Raw genomic sequence first — 12,422 nt, 5'->3', positions numbered from 1 at the left:
GTTCAAACCCCCATCACGTGACGCAGGACAAATACCGTGGCGAAACCGCTGAGCATGAAACACGCCGTGGCGACCATCGAGCGCGGTGAAAGGCGCGACAGGCCACACACGCCATGGCCACTGGTGCAGCCCGAACCGTAGCGAGTGCCGATCCCCACCAACAGGCCGGCGACAGTGAGGCCGAACCAGCCGTTCTGGAACTCGATCGGCGGCAAGGTGGCAAACACGCCCCATACCAGCGGGGCGACGAGCAGGCCCAGGAGAAACAGGGCCTTCTCGCCCACCCCTTCGCTGCCTCGCTGCAGCAGGCTGCCGATCAGCCCGCTGATGCCGGCGATCCGGCCGTTGGCGACCACGAACAGGCCGGCCGCCAAGCCAATCAACATGCCGCCGGCCAGGGATGACCACGGCGTAAAGTTGAGCCAGTCAAGATTCATCAGCGTTCTCCAATGCACAATCATTGATATTCCACCAGGCGATTCAACCCAGGGCTTTTACCAGCAGCGCGACCGCTACCAGCGTGGACACCAGGGCGAAGCCTCTTTGCAGATAGGGTTCCGGCAACCTCGCGGCGACCAGGCGCCCGCCGAGCATGCCGACGATGGCCCCCATGGAAAAGGGTAGCGCTATTGGCCATTGCAGGTGCCCCATCGCCGAACTCGCCAACACCCCCGACATGGAGACCAAAGCGATGACGGTCAGTGACGTGGCGAGCACCGACTGCGTGGTCAAATTGGTGTACCGCTGGAGCGCCGGAACCATGACGAAACCACCGCCCACGCCGAGCAGTCCGGAAAGCACCCCGGCGACCATGCCCGACGCTGTGAGCGCCCATGCACAAGGGCCGGTCCAGTTCAGCTTGCCGCGATTTTCGTCCAGGACACAGGGGGGCGGTTTGCGCGCGGCGGATGCCTTTGCCCCGGCACGAGCGGGCAGTGATTTTTGCAAGGCCCGAAACGCCACGTACATCAGCAACAAGGCAAACAGGATCGTCAACGGACGGTTGGGCGTGCGCTGCGCCAGCCAAAGGCCCAGCGGCGAGCAGATGACCCCCGCACTGGCCGTCAACAGCGCCGCCTTGTAGCGCACGATGCCATTGCGCAGGCCCATCACGGCGCCCAGGGTGGCGGCCAGGCCCACTGCGAGCAAACCAATGGGCCCAGCTTCGGCCATGCTCAAGCCCACGCCAAAAACCAGGAACGGGACGGCGAGTATGCCGCCGCCGGCACCGGTCAGCGCCAGGATCACGCCCACCGCAAAGCCCAGTACCAGGACTGCAATCATCTCGGTCTCCTGGAGCAGAGGTTCGATTTCATAGGTCCGCCAGTTCAGGTTTCGCCAGCCACTCACGGCCCTTGAGCATGGCTTTCCAATACAGCGGCGGAAGAATTCGCTCTTTAAGTAGCCAGGCCAGTCTCGAAGGCCGAATACCGTCGATCAGCCAGGACGGGAAGCTGGGGGCAAGCTTGCCGCCGTAGGTGAACTCAGCGAGCACGACCTTGCCTCGTTCCACGGTCAGCGGGCAAGAACCGTAGCCGTCGTAATGGGCGCTGCCCTTGGCCTTGCCCATGGCCGCCAGCACATTATGGGCGACCACGGGCGCCTGCTTGCGCGCCGCCGCTGCGGTTTTTGCGTTGCTGGTATTGGTGGCATCGCCCAGTGCGTGAATATTCGCCCAGGTTTTATGCCGCAAGCTGTCGGGATCGACATCGATCCAGCCCGCCCCATCGGCCAGCGGGCTTACGCGGATAAAATCCGGCGCAACCTGAGGGGGCACCACATGCAGCAGATCGAAGTCGTGCGTCACCAGGTGAGTACTGCCATCGGCCTTGACGCAGCTGAAGGTCGCCGTTTGTGCCGGTCCATCGACAGAGGTCAGCGTACTGCCGAAATTCAGGTCGATCTCATAGGCGCGGACGTACTCCATCAAGGCCGGCACGTAGTCGGGAACACCGAACAGGACAGCCCCGGCGCTGCAGAAGTCGATCTCGATATCGCCCAGTACGCCTTGGCGTTTCCAGTGGTCGGCGCACAGGTACATCGCTTTTTGAGGGGCCCCGGCGCATTTGATCGGCATGGGGGGCTGCGTGAAAATGGCCCGGCCACTGCGCAGTTGCTGCACCTGTTCCCAGGTGTAGGGGGCCAGGTGGTACAGATAGTTCGAGGTGACGCCGTTGCGCCCCAGTGTCTGCGGTAAGCCTTCAATGGCATGCCAGTCCAGTTTCAGGCCCGGGCAGACGATCAACTGCTCGTAGCGGACCACGCGGCACCCATCGAGAATAATGGCGTCGTTTTCAGGTTCGAAAGCCGCGACAGCCGCTTTGATCCAATGCACGCCCCGGGGAATGGTCGCACCCATCGTGTGGGCGGTTTGTTGTGCCTCGAACACGCCACCGCCGACGAGGGTCCAGCCGGGCTGGTAATAATGCACATCCGCCGGATCGATGATAGCAATATCCAGGCCTGGCTCGCGGGCCAACAGGCTCGAGGCTGTGGCGATGCCCGCCGCGCCGCCGCCGACAATCACCACGGCATGTCGGGCCTCGGCCACGCCAACAGGCGTGCGTCCCTCGTTGGCAATTCTGCGAATGACGCCTTTCATGTCGAAACCGGCTTTCCTGGCGGCTTCGACAATCTGTGGCAAGGGCTGCTGGCCGGCCTGGGACAGTGCCCACATCGTCGTCGAACGCATGCCGGAGCGGCAGTACGCCAACACTGGCTTGGGCAAGGACTCGAACAATTTGCCGAAGGCAACGCCTTGCTCATCGGTCACCTTGCCGGACTCTGCGGCAAGGTAGTGCGCCTCGATGCCCATCGCTTGTGCCGCGCGCTGGATGTCGGCAAACAAAGGTTGATCGCTGCCTTCACCATCAGGGCGGTTGCAGATGATGGCGCGAAAGCCGCTGGTTTTGATCTCACTCATTTGCTCGGGTTGAATCTGCCCCGAGATCGAGAGGCCGGACGCAAGGTGGCGGATGTCCATGACTGTCTCCGTGATGACGGTTTTTCTTATAAGGGGGGCCGGTCTTCAGAGCCGATTGAGTGGGATTTTCAGGTAGCACGTGCCGTTCGATTCCGGCTCCGGGAAATGCCCGGCCCGCATGTTGACCTGGACCGATGGCAGGATGAGCGTCGGCATGTCCAGCGAGGCATCGCGCTGGGTGCGCATTGCCACGAATGCTTCTTCACTGATGCCGTTACGGACATGAACATTGTCGGCGCGTTGCTCGGCGACGGTGCTGGAAAATTGCACCTCACGGCCACCGGGTTGGTAATCGTGACAGGTGTAGAGCAGGGTGTTGGCCGGCAGGCTCAAGACCTTGTTGATGGACCGGAACAAGGTATGCGCGTTGCCACCGGGGAAGTCACACCGTGCGGTGCCGTAGTCGGGCATGAACAAGGTGTCGCCCACGAATGCAGCCGTTTCCTGGCCGTCGCTGATGACATACGTCATGCAGGCGGGGGTGTGGCCCGGCGTGTGAAGCGCATGGCATTGCAGCGTTCCAATAGTGAACGACTCGTCATTGACGAACAGGTGGTCGAACTGACTGCCATCGCGGGGCATTTCCCCACCGGTGTTGAACAGCGTGCCAAAGACTTCTTGTACTGTCGCAATCTGGCTGCCGATCCCTATCGTGCCGCCGAGCTTTTCCTTCAGGTACGGGGCGGCGGTGAGGTGGTCGGCATGGACGTGGGTTTCAAGAATCCATTGGACCTTCGCCTCCAGCTCGAGCACCCTGGCCATCAGCTTGTCGGCCGAAGTGGTTGTGGTACGGCCGGATTTGGGATCGAAATCCAGGACGCTGTCGATCAAGGCGCACTGGCGCGTCGTTTTGTCCAGCACCAGATAGCTGACAGTGTGGGTCTCCGGATCGAAAAATCCTTCGACGTACGGTTTTACGGTCATGAACGGTCTCCTTTGGGCTCTCATCGAACCGCTTGAAGAACAGACAGAGCAATAATGCTGCCAGGTGGATGCTGGGGCGTTTTAAAAGGCTAACCTAATGATTTTATTGATTTAACTTCATGAGTTCCGCGAGGGTACGGGCCGATGCCCAGACAATTTAACTGCCATTGGCAGTGTTTGTTGGCATAGTGGCAGTGCCACCTGTGCTGGATGAATTCACTGGAGCCGCGATGACACACCGCCTGCCGCCCACCCAAGACCCGCTTCCACGTGCAGACCAGGTGCAGTCCCTGGTCTCGTTTCTGGAGCATGAGCCCCAGCCGATGATCGTCCTCGATCCTGATTACAACATCCTGGCGGCGAATACGGCTTACCTGCGTCAGTTCGGCAGCGCCGACAAGCCGTTCATTGGCCATAAGTGTTATCGGGTTTCCCACCACTACGATGTGCCTTGTGACCAGGCCGGCGAGAACTGCCCGATGAAAAAGGCCAGGGAGATGCGCAGTCCGGACCGGGTCTTGCACATCCACCACACACCGCGCGGGCCGGAACACGTCGATGTGGAACTGCGCCCGATCCTCAATGAGCACGGCGTCATCACCGCTTATGTGGAGCGCCTTACCCAGGTGCGGAGCGCCTCGGCACGGCCCAGTAATGAGGGGCTGGTGGGCAGTTCACCGGCCTTTAATCAGGCGCTGTTGGAACTGCAGCGGGTAGCGCCCTCGATGTTGCCGGTGCTGTTGCTGGGAGAGTCCGGCACAGGCAAGGAGCTGTTTGCCCGCGCCGTCCATGAAACCAGTGAGCGGGCCGCCGGGCCTTTTGTCGTGGTGGATTGCTCCGGCTTGACCGAAACGTTGTTCGAGAGCGAGCTGTTCGGCCACGAAAAGGGGGCATTTACCGGCGCCACCACGCGCAAGGTGGGCCTGGTGGAGACGGCCCAGGGCGGTACGCTGTTTCTCGATGAGATAGGCGACGTTCCCCTGGCCATGCAGGTGAAACTGTTGCGACTGATCGAGTCTGGAACCTATCGCCGTGTTGGCAGTGTAGAAACCCAGCACGCCGATTTCAGGCTGGTGGCCGCGACCCATAAGCCCTTGGAAAAGATGGTGGAGAAGGGCGAGTTCAGGCAGGACTTGTACTACCGCATCAGCGTTTTCCCTATCCATTTACCGCCCTTGCGGCATCGCCTTGAAGACATCGGCTTGCTGGTGGATTCATTCCTGCAACGTTCCGGGATCGGTAAGCGTCGGCTGACCATCGATCCCGAGGCGCTGATGCAATTGCAGCGGTTTGCCTGGCCGGGCAATATCCGCGAGCTGCGCAATGTCCTGGAAAGAGCCGCACTGTTTGCCGACGACGGCGTCATTCACGCCTTGCATCTGCCCGCGCCCCCCTTGGCGTTGTCCGCCCCAGCCTTGACGCCTGCCCGCGATAGCAGGGACCTGGAACAGCTCGTGGCCACTTTCAAAGGCACCCGCAGCGAACTGGCCAGGCACCTGGGCGTGAGTGAGCGCACGTTATACAGGCGGTTGAAAGAACAAGGCCTGGCCTGAACGTCATCGAGCCTGCACTGCCAATGACTGCCAGCCGCTGGCAGTTTAGCGGGTTTCGACTCGAACACCCTCAGTGACAGGTTCGGCGTACCCACCTCGGCCCAAGGGGCAAGCAAGTAAACTCACCTGCCGACGCGGCAGGTGAGTAGGGCAGTCCTGAAGGCCGGCCTAGCGAGCTGGCGGGCTCATTTGCTGTTGTTGCATCATCTGCTCCATCATCATCTGTTGCATGCCCATGTACCTGTCCATCATGTACTGGTGCTGCTTCATCTGCTCAGGCGTCATCTGGGAATAGTGGCTGCCCATTTGTTTCCAGCCCATCATCGGGCCGTTCCCCTTCATGTGGCCGCCCATCATGCCTGCCCCGCAACACCCCATCATCCCATTCATCATCTGCATGCTTTGCCGCATCGTGGCCTGGTGATCTTGCATGAGCTTCTGGCGTTGCGCCGGATCGCTGGTGTTCTGGATCTGGGCCATCTGTTCCTGCATTTTTTTCAGGTTTTCCTGGGCCGTCGCCATCTGCTGGTCGAATTGCTCAACGCTCATTGACGGCGGGGGCGCCTTGGCGGCGTCGGTGGCTTGCTGGGCAAAGCTCAGCGTGGGGAAAAGCACCGCGGTCAGGGCGAGGGCGGCGAGTCTGGATGCGTTCATGATTCAGTTCCTTGCAGGCTGGTGGAGCGGGGAGTGGGATCGTCACGGTTGACGATCGGACTCGGTTAAACGCAGTCGAAGCTGTTTTTCAATTTCGATGATGGCGAACAGCGCAATGCCCACCGCGACGATCAGCAGTCCATCCATGAAGGGCACCGCTTGGGTCGCGAACACGGTTTGCAGCGGCGGCGCGTAGGTGATGGCGAATTGAGCGACGGTCACCACCGCGATGGTCGCCCACACAACCTTCGTACCCCGAAGGCCCTTCCAGGTCAGTGACGTGCCGTAGAGATTGCGGATAAAGAACAGGTGGAAAATTTCCATCACGACTAAGGTGTTCACTGCCAGGGTGCGGGCCAGTTCGACGGAGTAGCCTCGGTCCAGGGCATAGGTAAAGATGCCGTAGACACCGCACAGGAACAGAATGGAAACGAGCACCATATGCCAGACCAATGCGCCGCTGATCAACGGCTCCTGTCGTGAGCGCGGCGGCCTGCGCATGGTGTTGTCTTCGGTCGGTTCGAACGCCAGCGCGATACCCAGCGTGATGGCGGTAATCAGGTTGATCCACAGGATCTGTATCGCCGTGACTGGCAATGTAAGGCCAAACAGCAGCGCGACAATCAGGGTCATTGTCTCGCCCGCGTTGGTGGGTAACGTCCAGCTCAGCACTTTCTTGATGTTGTCGTAGACCGTCCGGCCTTCACGCACAGCGGCCACGATGGAGGCGAAGTTATCGTCCGCCAGTACCAGGTCCGCGGCTTCCTTGGCCGCTTCACTGCCTTTGCAACCCATGGCGATGCCGGCATCAGCGCGTTTGAGCGCTGGCGCGTCGTTGACGCCGTCGCCGGTCATGGCCACGGTCATGCCGTTGAGTTGCAGCAACGTCACCAGCCGCAGCTTATGTTCGGGACTGGTACGCGCGAAGATGTTCACTTGCTTGAGTGATTCCCTGAGGGTGGCATCGTTCATGGCGTCCAGGTCGCTGCCGGTCAGTACCTTGTCGGGGTTGTCCAGGCCGATCTGATCCCCGATGGCGCAGGCGGTGCCGGCGTGGTCCCCTGTGATCATCTTCACGACAATGCCGGCCGCCTGGCATTGCTTGATCGCCTGGATCGTTTCCGGGCGGGGCGGGTCGATCATCCCGACCAGGCCAAGCAAGGTCAGTGTCCCTTGCACATCGGCAAACTCCAGGATGGCGTGTTCGGGCGGGACGGACCTGACGGCGAGCGCCAACACGCGTTGGCCTTTGCGGGCGATGGCATTGGCCTGCGCGTGCCAATAGTCGGCATCGAGCGGGGCCGTTGCCCCCGTGTTGCTGCGCTGGTGCGTGCACATGGTCAGAATCTGCTCCGGCGCACCTTTGACATAAATGGCGGCTTGCCGGTCATGGTTGTGATGCAGCGTTGCCATGAAACGGTGTTTGGCGTCGAACGGAATGGCATCGGTGCGGGCCCAAGTGCCGCGTTCCTCTTCGCCGTTGATGCCGGCCTTGGCGCAAAACACCAGCAATGCACCCTCCATGGGGTCCCCTTCGACTTTCCAGGTGTCTTCGTGCTGCCTCAAGCGTGCGTCATTGCAAAGGCTCGTCGCGCGCCCCAGTTCGGCCAGCACCGGGTGGTGGGAGGTGTCGATCAATTGATCGGCAAGGTTCATGTTGCCCGAAGGCTGGTAGCCGACACCGTCGACGGTGAAGGTCAGGTCGCTGGTGACGACGGATGCCACCATCATCTCGTTACGGGTGAGGGTGCCGGTCTTGTCCGTGCAGATGACCGATACCGAGCCCAGGGTTTCGATGGCCGGCAGGCGCCGAACGACGGCGTTGCGCTGGGCCATCGCCCGCACGCCCACCGCCAGGGTGATGGTGAGTACGGCGGGCAATCCCTCGGGTATGGCTGCGACCGACATGCCCACCACGACCATGAATATTTCGGTGAAGACGTAATGCCCGACAAAGTGGCCATAAGCGAGTAGCAGACCGGCGATCAGCAAAATCAATAGTGTCAGCCAGCGGGCGAAGACATCCATTTGCTCTATCAGGGGCGTCGTCAGTGGCTCCACTGCCGACAGCAGGTTGCTGATGCGCCCGATTTCAGTCGATGTCGCGGTGGCGACAACGACCCCTGTCGCTTGTCCGCAGGTCACCAGGGTGCCACTGAAGGCCATGCAGGCACGATCACCCAGGGCCGCTTCGATGCGCACCGGTTCGGTATTTTTTTCGGCCGGTGCGGACTCTCCGGTCAGGATGGCTTCCTGGACCTGGAGCCGGTTGGCATGCAGCAGGCGCAGATCCGCCGGGACTTTGTCGCCGGCCTCCAGCAAGACGATATCGCCGGGCACCAATTCCTCGCCTGCGATGCCCAGGCGTTCGCCGGCACGTATCACCGTTGCACGGGGCGCGAGCATGTTGCGGATGGCGTCCATGGCCTGTTCGGCCTTGCCTTCCTGGACATAGCCAATGATCGCATTGGCCACCACGACAGCGAGAATGACCACCGTGTCCCACAGGTGTTGCAGCGTTGCGGTGATTGCAGCGCAACCCAGCAGCACATAAATCAGGATGTTATGAAATTGCAGCAGAAATCGCCGCCACGCTGGCCGTCGGGCTGACGCCGACAACCGGTTGAAACCCGTACGCTCAAGCCGGGCCTGGACTTCGGCGATGTCCAGCCCGGCTTGCTCATCGACATCAAGGTGTTTGAGCACTTGTTCGGCGGGCAACGTGTACCAGGCCAGGCCCTGCGAGGGCGTTGTCGGGTGCGCCGCTGGTATGTTGCTCGGTCGGTTCATCAGCCGCGTTCCTGTGGATACGGAGCGGTTGTTCTACAGGCCATCGGCACAGGACTGCCTTCAGCCCATCTGCTGCGGCGCTATCACCCACAGGCTGCAGGGCATCTTGTACAGCAGGCCTTCGACGGTGCTGCCGATCAGCTTGTCCAGGCTGCCGTAGCGCACGCGCCCCATGACGATGACATCAATGTCATGGGACGCGGCATAGCTCGCCAGCACCTTGGCCGGGTCACCCATGATCATGCGTCGCTGATCCGGGGCGATGCCATTGCGTTCGGCCAGTGCATCGAAGGCGGCACCCTGGGACTCGTAGAGCTGACGGGCCAGGGTCGAGGAGAAGAACATCGAACCGTTGCCGAAACCGTATTCAGCGGCGGTAATGGACGAAAGGTCATAGGCGTAGATGACTTCCAACGTCGCGTCGCAGCGGGTGGCCAGCTTGTTGGCTTCGCTCAGGATCCGATCATTGAGGCCTTCGTAGCGTCCGTCCTGATGGAACGGGTCGATGGCGGCCAGGATCTTGCGCGGGCGGGCGTGGGCGACCTTGTTGACGAAGTGCAGCGGGACCTCGCATTCGCGCAGCAGATGCACGTCCAGCGGCGTGAACATCAGTCGGGAAAACCACGACTCAGGGTCCACCGACTTGATCAGCGCTTCCATCGGCGCTTCCTTGAGGTGGACCAGGATTTCCTGCAAGGGGCGCTCGACCCACGTCACTTCTGTCGTGACCTCGATGCCGAGGTTGCGCAGGGGCCTGGCCTGTTCCTCCAGCCACTGCCGATGTCGCTCGATGTAGCCCAGGCGCATCTGCTCCAGCGCCTGCTCGTTGACCAGGCCCGCCGTGGCCAGGCCTTCGAGGTAGTCAAACGCGACAATATGCAGCGCCGCGCCTTCGGCCCTGGCCAGTGCGGCGGCCCGGTCGAACGCCGGGCTGTGTTCCATCAGTGGCGAGACGACCAGCATCAATCGTGATTGCGTAGACATGACAAACCTCCCGGGCAAGGACCTGTTGGCGCCGGGCGACGTTTCGCGCGGCGTGGTGTCTGTCATCGATCATGAGCGTCATGGAGGCCGGTAACTTGATTTGCATCAAACACGCTTCAAAGCGTTGCATCGAAGGCGGCAACGACGCGGCAATCGCGCTATGTTTGAGCATGATCAGTCGCCCCAGGGCACGAGCGCAGCCGGCTCGGACCTCTGGTTTGAGTGACAACCGCAGACAGTGCCAGAGAGCCGTAACCATGACTGAAAGCCTGGCCTTCGCCAATGCCGCCGCCGCGCTGGGAATCGGTCTGCTGGTGGGGCTTGAGCGCGAACGACGCAAAGGCGAGGGCGACCGGCGCGACTTCGCCGGCTTGCGTACCTTCGCCATCACGTCTGTGCTCGGCTACCTGGCGGTCCAGGCGGGCGGTCCCTTGTTGCTGGGGGGCGTGACGCTCGCCCTGGGCGCATTGGTCACCGTGGCCTATTGGCGAAACCTCGACAAGGATCCGGGGATCACCAGTGAGGTGGCCTTGTTCGCAGTATTGGCACTGGGCGCGCTCTGTGCGAGCGCCCCAGGCCTGGCGACCTCGATTGGGGTGGTGATGGCCGGGCTGCTCGCCAGCCGCCAGACGTTGCACCACTTTGCCCGCAACCAATTGACGGCCACCGAGATGCGCGATGGCCTGGTGCTGTTGATCGCCGCGCTGGTCGTGCTCCCGCTGGCACCGGATCGATTCCTCGGGCCTTATGACGCCATCAACTTGCGCAACCTGTGCACCCTCACCGTCATGCTGATGGCGGTGGGTGCGCTGGGGCATGTCGCGGTTCGAACCCTGGGGACCCGCTATGGCTACGCCCTCAGTGCGATTGCCTCGGGGTTTGCTTCTGCCACGGCGACTGTCGCGACCATGGGCGGTATCGCGGCCAAAGAGCCGATCAATCTCAAGGTGGTGAGCGCTGCGGCGATGTTATCCAATCTGGCGACGGTGACTCAAATGGGCCTGATCCTCGCGGCGGTGGACCCCGCGCTGTTGCGATGGATGTGGGGGCCGTTGGTGTGCGGGATGCTGATGGTATTGCTCTATGCCGGCGTGCTGATGTTTCCCCGGCCAAGGGCGCGGGCCGATGAAACCATCAAGCACAGCGGCGCCTTCAGCCTCAAACTGGCGATGACGATGGTCCTGGCGATGGCCGCTATCACCGTCCTCTCGTCGGCGATGCTCGATGTGTTTGGCCAGGCCGGGGTGACCGTCACCGCGATTTTCAGCGGGTTGCTCGACGCCCATGCTTCGACAGCCTCCATCGCTTCCCTGGCCAAGGGCGGGTTGTTGCCCTTCGACGGCGTCGCCGTACCGGTGCTGATGGCGCTGAGCAGCAACTCCCTGAGCAAATGCGTCGTCGCCTGGCTCAGTGGCGGGCGAAGGTTCGCCGCGTATGTAATTCCCGGCCAGGTGCTGGTCACGCTGGCGATGTGGGCGGGACTGTTGTTCCCGAGTTTGTCAGCCTGAATGATGGCTGTTTGATGAAGATCAAGTCCTGTCTCGGGCAGGCGTTCATTCTGGAAACCTCAATCCTTTAAGTGGCTGTCGCCACGTGCCGAGGTGTTCCATGTCCCAGACTCAACGTTTATTGCTAGTGGCGCCTGACGCCATGATCCGTACGCCGGCGTTCGACCGCGCCACCGAGTTGGCCCTGGCGCTGGACCTGCCCCTGCATATTGTGGCGTTCGACTACCTGGAGTTGCTCTCGGTGGCCGGTCTGTTCGCCCCGGAACAGGTCAAGCAAGCGCGTGAGGGTTATCTGGAAACCCATCGGCATTGGCTGTGGCAACAGGCCGAACTGGCGCGCCGGCACGGCGTTGAGGTGACCTGCGAGGTGGTGTGGAGCAAGGATGCCTTCCAAGCCTTGCAGCAATACGTCAAGGAGATGCCGATGGCGTTGATCATCAAGGACGCGCAGCCGGAACCGGCAATGAAGCGGGTGTTTTTCACGCCCCTGGACTGGCGCTTGCTGCGCGACTGTCCGGTGCCGGTGCATCTGGTCACGGACTCTCGTAACCCGCGGCCTCGGCGGGTCCTGGCGATTGTCGATGTGCTGCGCAGCGAGGAGCAGGACCTGGTGTTCAACGACCGGATCGTCGACGCCGCGGTCAAACTGGCGGAACAATGCAACGCCCAGGTCGAGTTGCTGCACGCCTTCGATTGGACGGCTGTCTACGCCTCGGATATGGGCATTGGTGCGCTGCCCCTGGCCACCGGGCTCTATGAAGCGTTGGGCCAGGCACAGCACGAGGTGTTCGAGTCCCTGGCCGAGCGGCACGGGGTCGCACCGCAGCAGCGCCACTTCATCGAAGGGGCGCCGCTGAACAGCATTTGCACGTTCGCCACCGATCACCAGATCGATGTCATCGTCATGGGCACCACGGCGCATCGTGGCCTGGACAAGCGCTTGGGCACCACCGCTGAGCTGCTGCTGCAACGGGCGCCCTGCAGCGTATTGGCGATCAAGCCGCAAGCGTGATTGGCGCAACGCTG

10 protein-coding genes are annotated in these 12,422 nt (G+C 61.8%); 3 read left to right on the top strand and 7 right to left on the bottom strand.

Annotated elements, in window-relative coordinates; all coding sequences use genetic code 11:
* Window positions 1-2: 2 nt before the first annotated feature.
* Genes TK06_RS07725 through TK06_RS07710 form a run of 4 tightly spaced genes read right to left on the bottom strand, consistent with a single transcriptional unit; the run spans window position 3 to window position 3,907 of the window.
* Window positions 3-437, bottom strand: a complete 435-nt coding sequence (locus TK06_RS07725; RefSeq protein WP_063321575.1) for a YeeE/YedE family protein — start codon at window positions 435-437, stop codon at window positions 3-5.
* 43 nt (window positions 438-480) lie between these two features.
* Window positions 481-1,284: a sulfite exporter TauE/SafE family protein gene (locus TK06_RS07720; protein ID WP_063321574.1), complete on the bottom strand. Its 804-nt coding sequence runs from the start codon at window positions 1,282-1,284 to the stop codon at window positions 481-483.
* Between the two features lie 28 nt (window positions 1,285-1,312).
* Entirely contained in the window at window positions 1,313-2,983 is a 1,671-nt protein-coding gene (locus TK06_RS07715) for a bifunctional protein tyrosine phosphatase family protein/NAD(P)/FAD-dependent oxidoreductase (protein WP_063321573.1), read from the bottom strand.
* 45 nt (window positions 2,984-3,028) lie between these two features.
* A complete protein-coding gene (locus TK06_RS07710; protein ID WP_063321572.1) occupies window positions 3,029-3,907 on the bottom strand; it encodes an MBL fold metallo-hydrolase in 879 nt (292 codons plus the stop codon).
* Between the two features lie 230 nt (window positions 3,908-4,137).
* Between TK06_RS07710 and TK06_RS07705 the strand changes: the two genes are divergently transcribed.
* Window positions 4,138-5,460, top strand: coding sequence for a sigma-54 interaction domain-containing protein (locus tag TK06_RS07705; protein ID WP_063321571.1), 1,323 nt, complete (start codon window positions 4,138-4,140; stop codon window positions 5,458-5,460).
* Window positions 5,461-5,628: 168 nt separating this feature from the next.
* On the opposite strand, the gene TK06_RS07700 is transcribed toward TK06_RS07705, so the two are convergent.
* From TK06_RS07700 to TK06_RS07690, 3 genes are read right to left on the bottom strand one after another with little or no spacing between them, the layout of a single operon-like run.
* On the bottom strand, window positions 5,629-6,114 hold the full coding sequence (locus TK06_RS07700; RefSeq protein WP_063321570.1) for a hypothetical protein: 486 nt from the start codon (window positions 6,112-6,114) through the stop codon (window positions 5,629-5,631).
* 42 nt (window positions 6,115-6,156) lie between these two features.
* Complete coding sequence (locus tag TK06_RS07695; RefSeq protein ID WP_063321569.1) at window positions 6,157-8,904, bottom strand: cation-transporting P-type ATPase; 2,748 nt, start codon at window positions 8,902-8,904, stop codon at window positions 6,157-6,159.
* Window positions 8,905-8,964: 60 nt separating this feature from the next.
* Window positions 8,965-9,888, bottom strand: coding sequence for a universal stress protein (locus tag TK06_RS07690; RefSeq protein ID WP_063321568.1), 924 nt, complete (start codon window positions 9,886-9,888; stop codon window positions 8,965-8,967).
* Window positions 9,889-10,145: 257 nt separating this feature from the next.
* On the opposite strand from TK06_RS07690, the gene TK06_RS07685 reads away from it, so the two are divergent.
* Window positions 10,146-11,396 carry an MgtC/SapB family protein gene (locus TK06_RS07685; RefSeq protein ID WP_063321567.1) on the top strand — a complete coding sequence of 417 codons (1,251 nt, stop codon included), beginning with the start codon at window positions 10,146-10,148 and terminating at the stop codon, window positions 11,394-11,396.
* A 100-nt stretch (window positions 11,397-11,496) separates the two neighbouring features.
* Window positions 11,497-12,408 carry a universal stress protein gene (locus TK06_RS07680; RefSeq protein ID WP_063321566.1) on the top strand — a complete coding sequence of 304 codons (912 nt, stop codon included), beginning with the start codon at window positions 11,497-11,499 and terminating at the stop codon, window positions 12,406-12,408.
* The last annotated feature ends 14 nt before the right edge of the window (window positions 12,409-12,422 follow it).

The sequence above is a fragment of the Pseudomonas fluorescens genome (genome assembly GCF_001623525.1).
GTDB classification, from domain to species: Bacteria; Pseudomonadota; Gammaproteobacteria; order Pseudomonadales; family Pseudomonadaceae; genus Aquipseudomonas; species Aquipseudomonas fluorescens_Q.
Note: the sequence above shows the minus strand (reverse complement) of the source record. Positions and strands in the feature narration are given on the sequence as shown.

Excerpts from the sequence above, each read along its gene's own strand:
- TK06_RS07725 (WP_063321575.1), bottom strand. The coding sequence starts at position 437 with ATGAATCTTGACTGGCTCAACTTTACGCCGTGGTCATCCCTGGCCGGC.
- TK06_RS07720 (WP_063321574.1), bottom strand. The coding sequence starts at position 1,284 with ATGATTGCAGTCCTGGTACTGGGCTTTGCGGTGGGCGTGATCCTGGCG.
- TK06_RS07715 (WP_063321573.1), bottom strand. The coding sequence starts at position 2,983 with ATGGACATCCGCCACCTTGCGTCCGGCCTCTCGATCTCGGGGCAGATT.
- TK06_RS07710 (WP_063321572.1), bottom strand. The coding sequence starts at position 3,907 with ATGACCGTAAAACCGTACGTCGAAGGATTTTTCGATCCGGAGACCCAC.
- TK06_RS07705 (WP_063321571.1), top strand. The coding sequence starts at position 4,138 with ATGACACACCGCCTGCCGCCCACCCAAGACCCGCTTCCACGTGCAGAC.
- TK06_RS07700 (WP_063321570.1), bottom strand. The coding sequence starts at position 6,114 with ATGAACGCATCCAGACTCGCCGCCCTCGCCCTGACCGCGGTGCTTTTC.
- TK06_RS07695 (WP_063321569.1), bottom strand. The coding sequence starts at position 8,904 with ATGAACCGACCGAGCAACATACCAGCGGCGCACCCGACAACGCCCTCG.
- TK06_RS07690 (WP_063321568.1), bottom strand. The coding sequence starts at position 9,888 with ATGTCTACGCAATCACGATTGATGCTGGTCGTCTCGCCACTGATGGAA.
- TK06_RS07685 (WP_063321567.1), top strand. The coding sequence starts at position 10,146 with ATGACTGAAAGCCTGGCCTTCGCCAATGCCGCCGCCGCGCTGGGAATC.
- TK06_RS07680 (WP_063321566.1), top strand. The coding sequence starts at position 11,497 with ATGTCCCAGACTCAACGTTTATTGCTAGTGGCGCCTGACGCCATGATC.